Annotated in this window: 22 protein-coding genes; 21 read left to right on the plus strand and 1 reads right to left on the minus strand. The window is 38.9% G+C overall.

Going from position 1 to position 17,969, the window contains the following annotated elements; genetic code table 11:
- Positions 1 to 25: 25 nt before the first annotated feature.
- Positions 26 to 1,099 (minus strand): flavodoxin-dependent (E)-4-hydroxy-3-methylbut-2-enyl-diphosphate synthase, encoded by a 1,074-nt coding sequence (ispG, locus tag ACZYT3_RS07850; protein WP_294562686.1) that lies wholly within the window; start codon positions 1,097 to 1,099, stop codon positions 26 to 28.
- 75 nt (positions 1,100 to 1,174) lie between these two features.
- Here ispG and ACZYT3_RS07855 point away from each other — a divergent pair, with 75 nt between their 5' ends.
- The 21 genes from ACZYT3_RS07855 to ACZYT3_RS07955 all read left to right on the plus strand — a co-directional run bounded on the left by ACZYT3_RS07855 (position 1,175) and on the right by ACZYT3_RS07955 (position 17,961).
- Complete coding sequence (locus ACZYT3_RS07855; protein ID WP_464088248.1) at positions 1,175 to 3,268, plus strand: peptidoglycan D,D-transpeptidase FtsI family protein; 2,094 nt, start codon at positions 1,175 to 1,177, stop codon at positions 3,266 to 3,268.
- 63 nt (positions 3,269 to 3,331) lie between these two features.
- On the plus strand, positions 3,332 to 3,481 hold the full coding sequence (gene rpmG / locus ACZYT3_RS07860; protein ID WP_071442751.1) for a 50S ribosomal protein L33: 150 nt from the start codon (positions 3,332 to 3,334) through the stop codon (positions 3,479 to 3,481).
- A 36-nt stretch (positions 3,482 to 3,517) separates the two neighbouring features.
- Complete coding sequence (locus tag ACZYT3_RS07865; protein ID WP_464088249.1) at positions 3,518 to 4,123, plus strand: MBL fold metallo-hydrolase; 606 nt, start codon at positions 3,518 to 3,520, stop codon at positions 4,121 to 4,123.
- 83 nt (positions 4,124 to 4,206) lie between these two features.
- A complete protein-coding gene (locus tag ACZYT3_RS07870) occupies positions 4,207 to 5,193 on the plus strand; it encodes an ATPase, T2SS/T4P/T4SS family (RefSeq protein ID WP_464088250.1) in 987 nt (328 codons plus the stop codon).
- On the plus strand, positions 5,081 to 6,136 hold the full coding sequence (locus tag ACZYT3_RS07875) for a type II secretion system F family protein (RefSeq protein ID WP_464088251.1): 1,056 nt from the start codon (positions 5,081 to 5,083) through the stop codon (positions 6,134 to 6,136). The genes ACZYT3_RS07870 and ACZYT3_RS07875 overlap by 113 nt, the downstream gene beginning before the upstream one ends.
- Before the next feature lie 9 nt (positions 6,137 to 6,145).
- On the plus strand, positions 6,146 to 6,442 hold the full coding sequence (gene comGC, locus ACZYT3_RS07880) for a competence type IV pilus major pilin ComGC (RefSeq protein WP_294562675.1): 297 nt from the start codon (positions 6,146 to 6,148) through the stop codon (positions 6,440 to 6,442).
- 37 nt (positions 6,443 to 6,479) lie between these two features.
- On the plus strand, positions 6,480 to 6,791 hold the full coding sequence (locus tag ACZYT3_RS07885) for a hypothetical protein (protein ID WP_464088252.1): 312 nt from the start codon (positions 6,480 to 6,482) through the stop codon (positions 6,789 to 6,791).
- Positions 6,784 to 6,939: a hypothetical protein gene (locus ACZYT3_RS07890; RefSeq protein ID WP_294562672.1), complete on the plus strand. Its 156-nt coding sequence runs from the start codon at positions 6,784 to 6,786 to the stop codon at positions 6,937 to 6,939. The genes ACZYT3_RS07885 and ACZYT3_RS07890 overlap by 8 nt, the downstream gene beginning before the upstream one ends.
- Positions 6,920 to 7,318, plus strand: a complete 399-nt coding sequence (locus ACZYT3_RS07895; RefSeq protein WP_464088253.1) for a hypothetical protein — start codon at positions 6,920 to 6,922, stop codon at positions 7,316 to 7,318. Before ACZYT3_RS07890 ends, ACZYT3_RS07895 begins: the two co-directional genes overlap by 20 nt.
- Positions 7,305 to 7,658: a hypothetical protein gene (locus ACZYT3_RS07900; RefSeq protein WP_464088254.1), complete on the plus strand. Its 354-nt coding sequence runs from the start codon at positions 7,305 to 7,307 to the stop codon at positions 7,656 to 7,658. The genes ACZYT3_RS07895 and ACZYT3_RS07900 overlap by 14 nt, the downstream gene beginning before the upstream one ends.
- Positions 7,648 to 8,010: a hypothetical protein gene (locus ACZYT3_RS07905; RefSeq protein ID WP_464088255.1), complete on the plus strand. Its 363-nt coding sequence runs from the start codon at positions 7,648 to 7,650 to the stop codon at positions 8,008 to 8,010. The genes ACZYT3_RS07900 and ACZYT3_RS07905 overlap by 11 nt, the downstream gene beginning before the upstream one ends.
- A gap of 52 nt (positions 8,011 to 8,062) precedes the next feature.
- On the plus strand, positions 8,063 to 8,626 hold the full coding sequence (efp, locus tag ACZYT3_RS07910; protein ID WP_294562666.1) for an elongation factor P: 564 nt from the start codon (positions 8,063 to 8,065) through the stop codon (positions 8,624 to 8,626).
- Between the two features lie 51 nt (positions 8,627 to 8,677).
- Positions 8,678 to 9,907 (plus strand): MFS transporter, encoded by a 1,230-nt coding sequence (locus ACZYT3_RS07915; protein WP_464088256.1) that lies wholly within the window; start codon positions 8,678 to 8,680, stop codon positions 9,905 to 9,907.
- A gap of 69 nt (positions 9,908 to 9,976) precedes the next feature.
- On the plus strand, positions 9,977 to 10,726 hold the full coding sequence (locus ACZYT3_RS07920) for a hypothetical protein (protein WP_294562664.1): 750 nt from the start codon (positions 9,977 to 9,979) through the stop codon (positions 10,724 to 10,726).
- 12 nt (positions 10,727 to 10,738) lie between these two features.
- Positions 10,739 to 11,407 carry a (d)CMP kinase gene (gene cmk / locus ACZYT3_RS07925; protein ID WP_464088257.1) on the plus strand — a complete coding sequence of 223 codons (669 nt, stop codon included), beginning with the start codon at positions 10,739 to 10,741 and terminating at the stop codon, positions 11,405 to 11,407.
- Positions 11,400 to 12,710 carry a ribosome biogenesis GTPase Der gene (der, locus tag ACZYT3_RS07930; protein WP_464088258.1) on the plus strand — a complete coding sequence of 437 codons (1,311 nt, stop codon included), beginning with the start codon at positions 11,400 to 11,402 and terminating at the stop codon, positions 12,708 to 12,710. The genes cmk and der overlap by 8 nt, the downstream gene beginning before the upstream one ends.
- Position 12,711: 1 nt before the next feature.
- On the plus strand, positions 12,712 to 13,704 hold the full coding sequence (locus ACZYT3_RS07935) for an NAD(P)H-dependent glycerol-3-phosphate dehydrogenase (RefSeq protein ID WP_464088259.1): 993 nt from the start codon (positions 12,712 to 12,714) through the stop codon (positions 13,702 to 13,704).
- Positions 13,705 to 13,768: 64 nt separating this feature from the next.
- Positions 13,769 to 15,244, plus strand: coding sequence for a stage IV sporulation protein A (spoIVA, locus tag ACZYT3_RS07940; protein WP_294562658.1), 1,476 nt, complete (start codon positions 13,769 to 13,771; stop codon positions 15,242 to 15,244).
- A gap of 85 nt (positions 15,245 to 15,329) precedes the next feature.
- Positions 15,330 to 15,614 (plus strand): HU family DNA-binding protein, encoded by a 285-nt coding sequence (locus ACZYT3_RS07945; protein WP_071442736.1) that lies wholly within the window; start codon positions 15,330 to 15,332, stop codon positions 15,612 to 15,614.
- 137 nt (positions 15,615 to 15,751) lie between these two features.
- On the plus strand, positions 15,752 to 16,426 hold the full coding sequence (locus ACZYT3_RS07950; RefSeq protein ID WP_294562656.1) for a zinc metallopeptidase: 675 nt from the start codon (positions 15,752 to 15,754) through the stop codon (positions 16,424 to 16,426).
- A 50-nt stretch (positions 16,427 to 16,476) separates the two neighbouring features.
- Positions 16,477 to 17,961: an immunoglobulin-like domain-containing protein gene (locus ACZYT3_RS07955; RefSeq protein WP_464088260.1), complete on the plus strand. Its 1,485-nt coding sequence runs from the start codon at positions 16,477 to 16,479 to the stop codon at positions 17,959 to 17,961.
- Positions 17,962 to 17,969: the final 8 nt, after the last annotated feature.

The raw sequence follows: 17,969 nt of genomic DNA on the forward strand, positions 1-17,969 counted from the left end.
CAGAAATCATCTTTTTACAAGCCTTTTATGCTTCATCCTTCGAAGCTGTCATTTTAAGTATTTCTTCTTTTAAACGATCTGCCATCTTTTCAGTTGGGAGCTTTTCAATGATCTTGCCTTTTTTGATAAGCAGACCTTCATCCTTTCCTCCTGCGATCGCAATATCCGCATGTCTGGCTTCTCCCGGACCGTTTACTGCACAGCCCATGATGGCTACATTGATATCGGCATTTATGTTCATCAAAAACGGCTCGATTTCTTTTATGACGCTTTCAATGTCATAGCTGGTCCTGCCGCACATCGGACAGGCAATCAGATTTGGTACATGATCGATGAGATGGAGGCACTTTAAAAGCTGCTTGGCAATCATGATTTCCTGAACCGGATCACCATTGACGCTGATACGGATCGTATCACCGATTCCCTGATGAAGCAAAACAGATAAAGCTGCACTCGATTTGATAGAGCTGGTAAACACGGTACCTGCTTCGGTCACGCCTAAATGAAGAGGGTAATCGAAGGTCTTGGAAGCAAGCTCATAGGTTTCGATGCAGAGATTGACATCGCTTGATTTAAATGAAAGTGCAATATCATGAAAATCCAGCTCTTCTAAGATATTCACATGTCTTTGGGCACTTTCGATCATTCCCTGAGCAGTAGGCCTGCCGTATTTATCATGGATATCCTTTTCCAAAGATCCGGCGTTGATACCGATACGGATCGGAATATGATATTTCTTACATTCGTTCACTACCTTACGGACATTTTCCTTTGAACCGATATTTCCGGGATTCAGCCGTATCTTGTCGATCCCCTGATGGATGCATTCGATTGCAATGCGATAATCATAATGAATATCAGCAACTAAAGGAATATGAACCCTTTTTTTGATTTCAGAAATAGCTTTGGCTTCATCAATGCTGACCACCGCTAAACGGACAAGCTGGCAGCCGGCCTTTTCCAAAGCGAGTATTTGTTTAACGGTTGCTTCGATATCACTTGTTTTTGTATTGCACATCGACTGGATGATAACTTTATTTTGATGACCGATCTGCAGGTCATTTACCATGATGGCTCTTGTTTCTGAACGTGTTGTCATTTTTTTCACCTCACTAATAGAATATCACATAATTTTTTAGATGCAAGAATCAAAAGAATGATGTATAATATTTTCATGTTAAGAAATCCATTTAAAGAATTAGATGCAAGAATGAGAAAAAGGAGCTCCGATCTGTTACGATCCAACATGGATTTTAATAAGGTCGTGAATAAAAGGGCAAGGATCTTGATTTTATCGGTGTTTGCCTGCTTTTTTGTGATTGCCGTACGTTTGATCCAAATTCAATATTTTTCACAGGATGAGTATATCGTGAAATTAGCGGCATTTACGCAAAAGAATCAGATTTCCTCGCCTCCAAGAGGTGATATGATCGATCGGAATGGCAATGTGTTAGTTTCCAGCGAGGAAATCGTCAACATTACATATTATCCTCAAAAGGATCTGAGCTCTTACAGCGAAAGCAAATGGCAGCTTGCTTATAAATTTGCTGTACAGTTTGATATTCAGAGCGATTCTATCACGGAACGTGAATGGAAGGATTATTATATCATGGTTGCGAAAGACAGAGGTGCTTCGTTATTGAGCGATGACCAGAAAAAGCTTTCTGACAGTGAACAATATTCCATCAAGATTTCAAAGATCACTTCTGAGATGATCGAAGAATTAAGAAATGCTGCGCAGGATGAAGCTGATGCGAATCGGGGATATTTGACCGATGAGCAGAAATATATCGCCTGGCCGGTCATGTACAAGATGGAACAGGCGACGCTGATCAGCAGTGCAGTTGTGGTTGAGAATGCTTCTGAAGAAAATACGGCATATCTGATCGAACACAAAGAGGAATTCGTCGGTTTTGACATATCTACGGATTCACAGCGCGTTTATCCTTATGGCAGTGTATTGCGTGATGTCTTCGGCCGTGTATCGACCACAGGTCTTGAAGAGGGCAGCAAAGATTATTATCTTGCAAATGATTATGCATTGAATGATCGTTTCGGAACAAGCGGTTTGGAAAAAAAATATGAAAATTATCTCAGCGGCACAAAAACGATCAAGCAGATCACCTATGACGAGGATACGGGAAGTCCTATCTTTACGACGATCCAGGAAGGTAAAAAAGGATATAACATCCAGCTGACGATCGATATCGATCTGCAGCAGCGGGTTGATGCTATCTTGCAGAAGTATCTTACAAATGCCCGCAGCAACGTTTATCGAAAAGACTTTAAACAGGCGTTTTTGGTGATGATGAATCCGCAGAATGGTGAAATTTTGGCTATGAGCGGCCAGCAAATTCAGGATGACGGTTCCTTTATTCCTTTTGCCAGCGGTAATTATCTGCAAAGCTTTCTTCCGGGTTCTTCCGTAAAACCGGCGGTCTTGTATATGGGGCTTAATGAAGGTGCAGTACAGCCCGGAGAAGTTATCAACGATACGACCATGTACTTTGCCGGTGGTCTTGTGAAGGGAAGTTACAACAATAAAGGCCTGATCAACGATATCGAAGCGATCCGCCAATCCAGTAACGTTTATATGTTCCATATCGCGATCCGTCTTGGCGGGGGCTATTATACGCCGTATGGTGCCTTAAATCTGCCAAACGTTGAAAATGCTTATGAGCTTTACCGTAAATATTTCAGTATGTTCGGATTGGGAACGGAAACACAATTAGATGTTCCATATGAAGAAAGCGGCTATCCGGGTACGGATGATACCTCCGGACATCTGCTTGACTTTTCAATCGGTCAGTATGAAAGCTTTACGCCGATTCAGCTTTTGCAATATGTGTCAACGGTAGGTACGGGAGTCAAGGTCAGACCGCATTTCATGAAGCAGATCTATGAGATCAATGATGATGAAACGATCGTTGAACAGTTTGGTACGCAGGTCATTGATGTTTTAAACGGAAATGAAGCATATCTGGAGCGTGTCAAGGAAGGTATGCGCCAATGTATCAGCTCCGGTGCCTGTGGTGCAGGCTTTGCCTCATTGAATAAGGACATTGCCGCAAAGACAGGAACTGCCGAGGTAGGAACGGTCAGCGATGATACGTCAAACTCGATCATGATCGGTTTTGCACCAAGTGAGAATCCGACCATTGCCTTTGCCTGTGTTGCTCCGACTTCATCAACAGGCAATTTGGAATCCAACGTATGTATGTCTATCGTGTATGATGCATTGGTAGAATACTATAAAACCTACGAATAAATGCTGGTATTTTAAGAAATACTGTGTTATAATTTGTAGGCAAATTAATGAATAGGAGGAATTATGAGAGATCGTCTAACATTAAAATGTTCAGTCTGTGGAGAAGAAAACTACATCTCAACAAGAAATAAAAAGAAAAATCCTGACCGCATGGTAGTCAACAAATACTGCCCACGCTGCAATAAGAAAACTGAACATAAGGAGAAGAAATAAAGAAAGCCTTTATCGGCTTTTTTTATATTGTACGTGATGAAAGAAGTCATACGTCTTGTATTGGGAAATGTATTTACCAATACCTATATCTTAAAGGAAGCTGATCATTGCATCATCATTGATCCCGCTGCGAATCCAAAACGGATCCTGAAAGAGGTTGAAGGACTTTGCGTTGATGCGATTTGTTTGACCCATGGTCATTTTGATCATATTCAAGCTGTGGATCCGTTAGTCAAACAATTGCATTGTGACGTTTATATTTCTGAGGATGATGAAGAGATGCTGCGCGACAGCAAAAAGAATGCCAGCGTGATGGCTGAGCCTTTTACAGTCAAGGCTGCGGTATCTCACTATCAGCCTGTTACAAAAATAGGACCCTTTGAATTTGAAGTCATAGAGGCGAGCGGACATACCAAGGGAAGCGTATTGCTGTTGATTGATGATCTGATGTTTTGCGGAGATGTTTTATTTAAAGGGGGCATTGGCAGATGTGATCTTTATGGCGGTAGTTTTTCACAGATGAAAGAAACATTGAAAAAAATTGCGAAAATTGATAAGGATTATAAGATTTATTGCGGTCATGGTGAGAATACAACTCTTTTTGAAGAGTTTAAAAATAATCCTTATTTGAAAGAGCTTTAGGACAGCATTAAAAAAATGCTGTTTTTTTTTATTTTTTTTGGGAAAAATGAAGCTTTGATGCATATAAAATAGTAGGAGGGATTATGAAAAAGATATTGTATCGTTTGATTTTTGAATCACAGAAAGTAAAAGCTACGGATATTCATTTTTTAATTTCTGATACCAGGCATTCCTGTGAGATGCGCGGTATCAGCGGCTTCAGACCCTTTGAAGATGATCAGGTTGACGCTCTTTTTCAATATCTCAAATATTGTGCGAATCTTGATCTTGGTAATTTAACAGTTCCTCAGTCCGGGACTTTTCGGATGAAGCTGAAAGAAAAAGAATATTATTTTCGTTTTTCTTGTATTTCTTCTTATCAGAGCCAAACCGGAGTCTTGCGTATCCTTAATAATCATTCACCGATCATGATCAGTCAATGTTCTGTGAAAAAGACACAAAATGTTCAATTTAAACGGTGGTGTTCATTAAGAAGCGGCTTGATCCTGTTTAGCGGACCGACGGGAAGCGGGAAAACAACGACCTTACATGCCTTGCTTGAGGAAATTGCCCGGCAAAAGAAATTAAAGATCATTACATTAGAAGATCCTATTGAGATCGTCAGCTCCAATTATCTTCAGCTTCAGGTCAATGAAAAAATGAATTTTACATATGAAGAGGGCATCAAGCAATTGCTGCGTCATGATCCGGATGTCATCATGATCGGAGAAATCAGAGATCCAAAATGTGCAGAAATGGTTTATAGGGCTGCTTTGAGCGGACATCTGGTATTTTCTACGCTTCATGCGAAAAGTGCCACAGAAGCAATAAAAAGGCTCTCAGAGTTAGGCCTTTCAGCTTTTGATCTGAAAGAAACGCTCACTGCTGTCGTCAATCAGCGTCTATATCCCGATATCAAAAGAAAGGAGCGAGTCTGTATTTATGAAATTCTTGCCCAGCAGGAGCTTCAAAGATATCTTGAATACGGAAAAATTGAAAATCATAAAACAATTCAGGACGAGATCAGAGAAGCAGTCAAGAAAAAAATCATTCGTTCAACCGATGCGAAGATCGACCTTAACGATTACTAAAGAAGATCTCATTCAGCTTTCTCTTCTTCTAAGCAAAGGATATTCACTCTTTTCATCATTGACCATTCTCGGGCGTTATGAAAGTATTCAGCGTCAGCTCGAGGAAGGGGCTGATTTTAAACAGTTCATTGATTTCCATTCAAAGGATCCGTTTTATGCCTCCCTTCAGTTTTTTATGGAAATCTCGACATTAGATCAGGCGATCCTTTCAGCTTATGATTATCATAAGATAAAAAAACAGCTGCGTGAGGATTGGTTAAAAGAAACAGCTTATCCGCTTTTTGTCTTATTTTTCGCATTCATGGTCTTTATATTTTTTGAAGTTCAGATCTATCCTCAGCTAAGCATGATGATCGATGTACAAAAAGGTTTTCATCTGCATCAGCTCTTCTATTTTATTTTAAGCGTCTTGCTGATATTCATGGCTGGTATCATTTTTTTGTCCATCTTTCTGTTTTTTATAAAAAAGAAACAGAATCAAAAATATCAGCAGATTTATTTAAATTATCTTGGAAGATTTTTTCTCATCAAGAAGATCATCTCCTATGATTTTGCCCTTCATTCACTCATCCTCATGAAAAGAGGGTATTCGACCAAACAGGTATTCGAATGTCTGACAAAATTGAAAAAGAATACCTTCTTGCAAATCAACATCAAAGCAATGAACATGAAGCTTCAACAGGGTGAAGAAATGCTGCAGGTGATCGAACAGATGCCTTATCTTGATCTGACCTTTAAACGCTTTTTTAAAATAGGCTTTTACACACAGAATTTAGAAGGATGCTTGTATGATTACTGTGAATTTCAAAAAAGAGAATTTAAAAAAATTCTGAAAACATCATCAAAGCTTGTCAGCAGCATCGCTTATGCGCTGATTGCGATCCTTGTTATTTCAATCTATCAGCTTTTGCTGATGCCATTAGATATGATCACTCAACTATAGGAGGTAGAAATGAAAAAAGGTTTTACGGTATTAGAAATGATCCTTGTTTTATCTGTCATTTCTCTGATTTTCTTAATTACATTACCCAATATCCAGCAGAAAAATAAAGTCATCCATACAAAAGGATGTGAGGCACTTACCAGCGTCGTTGATTCTCAGATACTTCTTTATGAGGTTGAAAATCTTGTCACACCTGGTTCAATCAGTGATTTGATTGAAAAAGGCTATTTGAAGGAAGGACAGAACCGCTGCCCAAACGGTTCTATGATCGAAATCGTCAATGGTCAGGCAAGTGTACAAAAATAGCGGATATACGCTTATAGAAATGATATTTGTACTTACTATGCTCATTGTGATGACAGGCATGACGATCCACCATATTCCTGATTCCTCTTATCTTCATTTTAAAGCTTTACAAGCACTTTTGCGACAGAGCCAGCTTGAAGGGATCAGCAAGCAGAAACGTCATGAGATCCACATCAATCAAAATAAGGTCACCATCAATGATAAAGACTATTTCTTTTCACCCCTTGTCTGTGATCCCTTGCTGTTCCACTACAATGAACAGGGCAATATCTCAAAAGCATTTACAATGAGATGCAATGGATATAAAGCTGTTTTTCAGCTTGGAAGCGGGTGGATCAGCAATGAATGAGAAGGGGCACAGTCTTCTTGAAAGCCTGCTTCTATTCAGCAGCGTGCTTCTCATCATCAATTATCTGCTGATGACCATTCATGTTATCGAAAGGATAGAAAATGTTGAAATCAATCATGATCCCATTTATGAAAAAGCCAGCCAGTAAGGGATATACCATGCTTGAAATGCTTTTAAGTCTTTTTGTTTTCTCGCTTTCGATCTCTCTTTTGACGATGGTATTGCCGCTTATGCATAAGCTTCAGAATTTTCATGTGGCCGTTGAGGATGAGATTGCTCTTTACCAGCTTCGCCATCTCCTTCTCATCGCTAGTGAGATTCGCTGCCATGAAGATGAATTGAATTTCTTTTATCTTGAAAAAGAGGCTCGTTTGATCTTGGAAAAAAACAGACTTGTCCGTAAAGACGGCTATGTGATCTACATGGAAAATATCAAAGAAGGTTCTTTTATTCAGAAAGGAGATTGTTTCTATATCAGCTATGAAAAAGATGCAAAGAGAAAAGAACGCTTTCTTGGATGCAACTGATAAAGGGAATGTATTGATACTGGCCCTTGGACTTTTTCATTTGCTGTCTGCCGGAGCTATTTACTTTTCCTTGCAGCTTGCTCATCTTACGACCTTGAAAAATATAGATACGGATCTTGAAGTCGTTAAAATAAAAGTGCTTCGACGTATCAAAAATGACTTTTATGAACAAAATTGCGATGACTTTGTCTTTGAAGAAAAGGATATTACCGTAAGTACATCTTATGAAGGAAGCCAATGCACGCTTGATTTTAGCGGTAAGGCAGAATTCCGCATGATCATTCAATATGATGAGGTTTACTTGTGCATTGCATCAGTGGAATATGTTTATGAAAGATGAGCATACTATCAGCATGTGGAAAAATATCGCAGCTTCAATTCTTTTATTACTCATTTTGTTTCCATTTGTATTAACCGGTTTTTTCGAACCGTCTGTCCTATTGACCACCCTCTTATTTTCTTTATATCAGCTCATGCTTGTTCAATATTATGAAGCAAACGGGCGAATAATTGAATTTAAGGATGGAATCTTTACCTTATGCTTTGTGTTCCTCTTGTATCTGTTTTACCGTTTGTTTCATAAAACGCTTGATTCAGATCAGCTCATGATCTTATTGAGTGCAGTATTTATCGCAATGGTTAATGTTGGCTGTACCCGAAGGATCAGGATGGAATCTTACCAAAAAGATTGACAAAAATCATAAATTCATTACAATGAAAGAGGATATCGAAAGGAAGAAAACTATGATTATTGTAAATGATTTGAAACCGGGCAATACGATCGAATATGAAAATGGTATTTATACTGTTCTTGATGTTTCCCATAACAAGACAGCTATGCGTCAGATGATCGTTAAGGTCAAAAGCAAAAATCTTCGTACCGGTACGATTTCTGATCTGACTTTTACGGGCGGTGATAAGGTAGAGCCGGCTCATATCGATAAAAGAGAGATGCAGTTTTTATATGATGACGGAACAAACTGTATCTTTATGGATAATGAAACATATGATCAGCTGGAAATTCCGATGGAACGACTGACATGGGAATTAAATTTCATCAAACCAAATACAAATGTGAACATTTCTTTATATGAGGGAGAAGTTCTTGGAGTGATCTTACCTGATAAGGTGGCTTTGAAGATTACGGAAGCAGAACAGGCAGTTAAAGGGGATACCGCAACGAGTGCTCAGAAAAATGCCGTTCTGGAAACCGGATTAAATATTCGTGTACCGCTTTTTATCAATGAAGGTGAAACGGTTTTAGTAACAACAATAGATGGAAAATATTCAGGAAGAGCAAAAGACTAGGGAATCATAAGATTCCTTTTTCTTTGTGTTCAGATGTGATAAAATAGGTTCATGAATATAGCAAGACATCTGTTTGCCATGTATGGCGGTTTAAAAAAAGAAATATATATCTTATGTTTCGGACGCATCGTGACCTCGATGGGATCGCTGATATGGCCCATGCTGACCTTGATCCTGAAAAATAAGCTTGGATTTGATGCATCCCAGATCGGTTTTTATATGATGGTACTTTCACTGATCATGATCCCTTGTAATCTGATTGGCGGTAAACTGGCAGATCGTTATAATAAAAAGACGATCATCGTGACCCTGGATTTATTAGGTGTGTCATGCTTCCTCATATGTGGATTCATGCAGCTTTCCATCGTGACCATCCTCATTTATGCCTTAGGAAGCATTTTTCAACAGATGGAGGGACCCAGCTTTGATTCTTTGATTGCTGATCTGACAAGTGCTGATGAGCGTGAGAGGGCATATTCGCTGAGCTATCTTTCGATGAATCTGGGACTTGTTCTGGCGCCGACCCTTGGTGGTTTGCTTTTTGAAAATTATCTTGCCCTGGCGTTTATCATTAGCGGATTCGCTGATTTATCATCAACGATCCTGATCTTTTTCCTTGTCAAAGATATAAAAAAAGAAACAGAAGCGGAGGAAGGCTTTTATGAAAAAAAGGAAAGCGATGCATTATGGCAAGTGCTTTGCAAACGAAAGCTGCTGCTTGTTTATTTTTTGATAGCCAGCATCAGCGGTTTGATTTATGCACAGTTTAATTTTTTGATCCCGCTTCATCTGGAAGCTGCTTTTTTTGAAAAAGGTGCCTTGTATTTCGGCTTTCTGACAAGCATCAATGCTGCTGTCGTTATCATAGGGACACCGCTGCTTACAAGAATCTTTTTAGCTTGGAAAGATATTCATCGCTTATATCTGGGGAATTTTTTAGAAATATTGGCATTATCTTTTTATATCTTTATACGTGATCAGTTTTATTTATGTATCATTTCCATGGTTCTTTTTACTTTTGGAGAGATCATCTGTACGATTTCATCGACACCTTATCTTACCAAAAGAATTCCTTCGACCCATCGCGGACGTATCCTTTCCATTCAAAATATCACTTCTATGGTCATCGGGTCATTGGGAAACGTTACTGTGGGTTCTCTTGTCGATATCTATTCGATTCATTTTGTTTGGATCCTTATTTTACTTTTAGGTGTCTTTCTTTTGATCTTCTTTTATTTTTATCAGCGGTGGGATAAGAAATGTTATCGGCAGTTATATTGAAATAAAAATAAAAATTCATATCAATAGAGAGTGAAATTTGTTATAATAAAGAGAGTTGAGGAGGCCATTATGGAAAAATTATCCAGAGTGAAAAAATATGAGAATCTGCGCCGTCAGATCGATACCAATACAATTGAAGAAAACAATACTGAAAAAAGCGATCCTGTACTATTTAAAAAAATGGAGCTGACTGAAGAAGTCCCGCCACGCAGAGAGAGGGAATTCTCATTGCCGAAAAAAGATTCAGATACCTTTGTAAACGAATATATGGATGATCTGATCAGGGATGTGAAGCAGTATAATCGTGAAAAAGGACTTTTACAAAGCGATATTACAGAAATCGACATTTTAAATCAATTGAAAAATCCGGCTCGGTTAAGAAGAGAGGATTATGTCAAAACAATTGAAGAAGAACCAAAGATCGATGAGAATACTCTTGTCCAGTCAAAAAAGGAAATTGCGATGCAGATTCAGGAGCTTCTGAAGGAAGAAAATACGAGCGGAATGAACGTAACCAAGGTTGAACCTGCTGAAGAAGCAACAGCATCTAAAAGCGATGAGGAGCTAAAAGCCGATGAAGATGAAAATGCGGTATCAAAGGACATTGAGGCTGCCCAGCATATCCAGATGCTGAATGAACAGACACAGCAGATGAAGATTAAAATAGAAAAGCAGGAAGAAGAAATGAATGAGCTAAGCAGCGATATTGATAAGACCAATCGCCTTTTGAACATCATCCTGCTGATTTTGGTCATTGCCTTATTTGCGGTGATCGGTTTTACGGTATTTATGATCCTTCGTAATAGCGGAAGAATATGATGAGGTGGTTTCATGCGTATTAATATTGCAATTGATGGGCCAAGTGCTGCCGGAAAAAGTACCATCGCCAAAAGGTGTGCCAAGCTGTTAGGCTATTCTCATCTGGATACCGGTGCCATGTATCGTTGTGTGGCTTACAAAGCAAAAAAAGAAGGTATTGACTGGAATGATGAAGAAAAGCTGGCAGAAATGATCAAAGGAATGGAGATCGATTTTGATAAAGAAGGTCATGTATATCTGGATCATGAAGATGTTTCGGATAAGATTCGTACGAATGATATCTCTATGGGTGCCAGCTGTGTCAGCAGACATTTCAAGGTACGCAAGCGTTTGGTCGAGCTCCAGCAGCAGATTGCCAAAAACAAAGGTTACATCCTTGATGGACGTGATATCGGTACGGTTGTGTTGAAGGATGCCGAATTAAAGATATATCTGGTTGCCTCACCTGGTGCGAGGGCAGATCGTCGTATTAAGGAATACATAGAAAAAGGAATTGATTTTGATAGAGATGAGATCATCAAAGATATTGAAAAAAGAGATTATCAGGATATGCATCGTGAACATTCGCCTTTAAAAAAAGCTGAAGATGCTATTGAAATTGATAGCTCTGATTTAACGATCGATGAAGTCGTTTCAAAGATCGAAAACGAATTGAATCGTTTGGGAGTCGTATATGATTAATGGTGTATGTGCTATCGTAGGAAGACCGAATGTGGGCAAAAGTACGATTTTTAACCGCATTATCGGTGAAAGAAAGAGCATTGTCGAAGATACTCCGGGTGTGACCCGTGATCGAATTTACGGCAAGGTAGAATGGCTGACGAAAGAGTTTCGAGTAATCGATACCGGAGGTATTCAGCTGGCGGACCAGCCTTTTCAAAAAGAAATTGAAATGCAGGTTGAAATAGCGATTGAAGAAGCTGATTCTATTATTTTCATCGTCAGTGGAACAGAGGGTGTCACGCATGATGATGAATATATTGCGAAAATGCTGATACGTTCAAAAAAGCCTGTGATTTTAGCGGTAAATAAGATTGATGACAATCATCTGCTTTCAAATATTTATGAATTTTACAGCTTAGGAGTCGGTGATCCTATTGCGGTCAGCGGTATTCACGGCATCGGTATCGGTGATATGCTGGACGCGCTTGTAAAAACTTTTCCTGAAAAAAATCGCCGTGAATATGAAGGGATTACTTCTTTTGCATTTATCGGACGGCCTAATGTCGGTAAAAGCTCCTTAGTGAATGCCATTTTAAATGAAGACCGAACGATCGTTTCCAATATCGAAGGGACTACGCGTGATGCTATTGATACGCCTTTTAAGCATGATGGCAAGGAATATGTCGTCATTGATACTGCAGGGATAAGAAAAAGAGGCAAGGTTTATGAGAATATCGAAAAATATTCGGTATTGCGTGCTATGAGTGCTATTGAGAGAAGCGATGTTGTTTGTGTGGTGCTGGATGGTGAAACAGGAATAAGGGAGCAGGATAAGCATGTTGCCGGCTATGCGCATGAGGCAGGAAAGGGCATCATCATCCTGTATAATAAATGGGATTGTGTTGAAAAGGACAGTCATACCCAGATTGAAATTGAAAAGAAGATCAGAAATGAATTTATTTATTTAGGTTGTGCGCCGATTTTGTTTGTAAGTGCTTTGAAAAAACAACGGATCCATCAGATATTGCCATTGATCGATGAGGTGCATGATTATTCCCTGATGCGCATACAGACCAATGTGTTAAATGAGGTCATCATGGATGCTCAGCTGATGACGCCGCCACCAACGCACAATGGAAAACGTCTGCGTATCTATTATGCTTCACAGGTAAGCGTTGCTCCGCCGACATTTGTTTTGTTTGTCAATGATCCTGAACTGATGCATTTTTCTTATCGCAGATTTTTAGAAAATAAGCTTCGTGAAGCCTTTAATTTTACCGGTACGACATTACGTATCATTGCTAGAGAAAGAGAGAAATAAGATGAAAGTATTTGTAATTGGAAGTGGGAGCTGGGGAAGCGCCCTTGCACAGATTTGCGTGGATAATGGACATGAGGTCTTGATTTATGGAAATAATGCTGCAGAAATTAATGAAATCAATACGTTTCATACAAATTCCAAATATTTCGATGATGTAGTCTTAAATGAAAAACTGCAGGGAACCTTGGACATTTCTAAAGTGGCTGATGCCGATATTGTCGTCATGTCTGTTCCAAGTGCGGTCACATCTGAAGTTTGTGCTCAGATACAGCCTTTTCTTACCAAAAAGATTATTCTTGTAAATACATCAAAGGGTTTTGATCCAACAACCGGAAAGCGAATGTCAGAAGCCATACGTTCTGTTTTCGATAAAGAGAAATTAAGCAGTGTCGTATCTTTGATCGGTCCTTCACATGCTGAGGAAGTCGTGATCCGTATGCTGACAAGCGTATGCTCTGTTTCGTTAAATGAAGAGGACGCTAAAATTGTCCAGAATGTTTTTTCCAACAATTATTTCAGGGTTTATACCGGAAATGATGAAATTGGAAGTGAATTGGGAGTTGCCACTAAAAATTCAATTGCTTTAGCAAGCGGGATGCTGGCAGGTTTGGGCTATGGTGACAACACCAGAGCTGCCCTGATTACCCGAGGACTGGCAGAGATGATCCGCTTTGGGGTTGCCAGCGGCGGTCAGGAAAAGACGTTTATGGGGCTTACAGGCATGGGTGATCTGATCGTTACTTGTACAAGTACCCATTCCCGTAATTTTGAAGCCGGTTATCAGATCGGAAAAGCAGATACATCAAAGGTGTACTGGGAGAATAATCATAAGACCGTAGAAGGAATCCGTACGACTCAGGTCCTTCATCAGTTAAAGAAAGATCTTCATGTCGAAATGCCGATCGTTGAAGAAATCTACCAGGTACTTTATGAAAATAAAAAGCCTTCCCAAAGTGCCAAGGATTTGATGCTACGAGAACTAAAAGCAGAGTAATCTGCTTTTTATTGTAATAAAGGACTTCCGATTCTCATAAGGTTTAATGACTAGGAGGATTGAAATGAATACACTGGAAGTCTATAAAAATATTGCACAAAGGTGCGGCGGTGACATATATTTAGGAATCGTAGGGCCTGTACGTGTCGGTAAAAGTACTTTTATTAAAAAATTTATGGAAAAGGCAGTCCTTCCATACGTACATGATGAATATGAAAAAGCCCGCATGACGGATGAATTGCCACAATCGGGCGAAGGAAGAACGATCCTTACTGCTGAACCTAAATTTGTGCCAAATAGTGCAGCACAAATTGAATTTGAAGATGGTTTTAAGGTCAATGTACGTCTGGTTGACTGTGTGGGTTACGTGATTGAAGAAGCAAAGGGCTATAAAGATGAAAACGGTATAAGAATGGTTCGTACACCATGGTTTGATGATGCGATTCCATTTGATGAGGCCGCAAAGGTAGGGACCCAGAAGGTCATTCAAGATCATTCAACGATCGGTATCGTCATCACAAGCGACGGTTCGATTACCGATATTCCAAGAGAAGCCTATTTACAGGCAGAAATGGAAGTTATTGAAGAATTGGATCAGATCGGAAAACCATTTATCATCATCGTTAATTCAAAAAATCCTGCCTCTGCGCAATGTGAAAATGTCGTTGCCCGTTTAAAGGAAAAAGTCCATGCTCCTGTTTTAGCTCTCGCTGTCAACCGTTTAGAGGAAAGCGATATCTTACAGCTGCTTAAGGAAGCCTTGTATGAATTTCCTGTCGCTCAAATTAGCATTCAGCTTCCGACATGGGTCGATGTACTGGATAAGAGCCACTGGCTGAAAAAGACGATCAATGATTCGATCCAACAGGGAATGTCGATCATTGAAAAATTAAAGGAAGTCGAAACATTGACCCTCGCTTTAAATGAAAATGAATATATCGAGTCATCGCATCTTGCCAGCATCGATCCCGGAACCGGTAATGTCAATGTCGAAATCCAAGTACAAAAAGGCTTATACAGCCAAATCCTGAAGGAAATCATCCATGTCGATGTCGTAGATAAAGCTTCATTGCTTTCTTTGATGCAGGATTTTTCAAAAGCTAAAAAGGAATATGATGCTATCTCCAATGCATTAAAGATGGTGAAGCTTACAGGTTATGGCTTTGCAAGTGCATCACTGGATGAGATCGAGCTATCACAGCCGGAAATCATCAAGCAGGGAAGCCGCTATGGCGTCAAGCTGAAGGCTGTTGCACCAAGCATCCACATGATCAAGGTAGATGTTGAAAGCAGCTTTGAACCGATCATAGGCTCCAAACAGCAAAGCGAAGAATTGATTCGATATCTGACAAGGGACAGTGAAAATTCACAGACAATCTGGGAATCAGATATTTTTGGACGTAAGCTTTCTGATCTGATCAAAGATGGTCTGAATGTAAAATTATCCATGATTCCGGAAACCGCACGCGTCCGTTTGCAGGATATTTTGACAAAGCTGGTAAATAAAGGAAAAGGCAATGTTATCGCAATCGTTCTTTAATGTGAAAATTTTATGAAAATTCCTAAAAATGATTGAATAATGTCTGTGATAATGGTATGATACCCCTGTCACGGAGGTAATTTAAATGAGTGAAGTTTTAAACAAAAAAAGTCTGATTGATGTAGTAGCAAATAAATTGGATATGACTAAAAAGGATGCTACGGTAGCTGTTGAAACAGTATTCGATACGATTACTGCTTCATTAGTAGAAGGAAATAAAGTAGATATCAGCGGATTTGGAAAATTCGAAGTAAAAACACGTGCTGCACGCACAGGTATCAATCCTGCTACAAAAGAAACGATCCAGATTCCTGAAACAAAGGCTCCTGGTTTTAAGGCTGCCAAGGCTTTAAAAGAAGCAGTTAAATAAGAAGCACAGCGCTTCTTTTTTATATATAAGAAAATGCATATTCGAAAAGAAAATCGATTCTAATCTGCGGTTACGATTCTGTCATATAAATATTTGTTAACTGTGGTATAATAGAATAAAAAGAAAGGAGAATAGATATGGACTATTTCATTTGGATATTTATTATCGTCATCATGATGATATCGCAGTCTTTTCTTTCCAGCTCTTATCAAAAATATCGTAAGATGCCAACGCTTCATCAGATGCGCGGATGTGATGCTGCCAAGCTGATCCTTGAAAGAAACGGTATCTACGACGTTTCAATCGTTCCAAGCAATAGAGGAACATTATCAGATTATTATGATCCAACGAAAAAGGTTGTTAATCTGTCAAGTGATATATACTACAATTCATCAATTGCCAGTGTATCTGTCGCTGCCCATGAGGTGGGACATGCGCTCCAGCATGCTGAAGGTTATGGCTTTATTGCTTTACGTAATAAGATGCTCCCGGCAACACAGATTGCTTCTCAGCTCGGATGGGTTTCAATTTTTATCGGACTCATATCGAATATTGATTTCTTGCTGATGTTCGGTATCTTCGCCCTGATACTTATCATGTTGTTTCAGCTGGTAACATTACCGATCGAATTTAATGCTTCCAGTCGTGCTATCGTTCAGCTGAAAGCAAATGGTATCATCGAGGATAGTGAAATTTCTTCTTCGAAAAAGATGCTCAGAGCAGCAGCATTTACCTATGTTGCAGCATTGATTACGACAGTTTTAAATATTCTGCGTATTTTATTGATTCGCGGAAGCAGAAATCGAGATTAATTTTGGGAATTTTGAACATTTGATGCATATAAAATAGTAGGAGGTATTTTATGAAAAAAACTTTTCTACTATTTTTATTTGTATTTATTGTCCTTTTTACCATGCCTGTCAAAGCATCTTCAACAGACAAAAAGAATTTTCCTTTTGAAATTACTTCTGTAAGGATCACCGATTCCTCTATACAGATACAAGGGTGGGGAATGGCTGTAAATACACATCATTACAACACATCGTCAACACATGATTATGCATTGATCCTAACTTCTGCCAATGATAAGATTACCTATCACTCAAAGCCTTCATACAATTCACAGACAAATACCATGAAGGTCTTAAATGTACGAAGATGTAAAGAGAATGAGTATTATCAGCAGGGTGGTAGCTGCTACTATAATTATGATCAGGTAGGATTTTTTTTTAATATTCCGTTAAAAGATTTAAAAATTGATGAATCGTATAAAGCACAGCTTGCCGTACATTCCAATATCCTTGGATTTACAAAATATACAGATGTGTTCTATCCAATACTTACACCGGTCGTCTTAAAAAAAGGCAAAATCGAGTATCAGATATCTTCGAATCTTTATGATACAAGATTAACTGTTGCTGATTATGCAGTTTTTGAGCGTATTTCACCGGCAAAAAGTTCAAAGATAAGACAAGCTTCATCATTATGTAATGCAATGTACGGATATAATCGTTTTTTTGATGAAGGCAGTACCTTCACTCATGTCTATGATCGTCATGTCAATGAATCTACAATCTACTATAAGGTAAAAACAGGGAATAGCAGTGTCTGTAAGCTTGGTAGGAATGTTGTTTCTGAGGGGAATGCATTTGATTCATGGATTGCCGGAAACTGGGTAGACTTTTCTGGAGAGGCTTTAAAGATTCATGTCATTGACACCAATCAGCCGCCAATGATCGAAATTTTAAACCATCCTACGATTACAACCTTACAAGTACATGAATTTAATTTTAAAGAATACATAAAGGCAAGTGATCCTGAAGATGGAATAATTACAGATAAAGTCACTGTGAAACATCCTGTTGATATTTCTCTCCCAGGTGAATATGACTTGCATCTTGAGGTCAAAGACAGTGACGGAAAAAAAGCAGAAAACATTTTACATGTCACCGTAGTGCAGGGAAATACACCACCTTTTATCCTGGCAGAAGATATTACGATCTACCAGTATGAAGAATTTGATTACTTCAACAATGTATCTGCATATGATGAACAAGATGGCGATGTATCAGATACGCTTACGTATAGCGGGAATGTTAACACTGCTGTTATCGGTCAATATGAAGTAACGTATCATGCACATGATCGACAAGGGCTTTCTGCTTCTAAAACGATTACTATCCATGTGATACGCAACCCTAAAGAAAAGATACGTTATATCTCTACAAATGAAAAAAGACTCTTCTATAAAGAAGAAATCCCTGTTAATTGGATATCATCGATTCACTATCTTATAGAACAACTTCAATCCCCTAAAGAATTTATAAGGAAGAGCATACATCTATAGCCTCAGAT

It is taken from the genome of Traorella sp. mt218 (genome assembly GCF_055420025.1).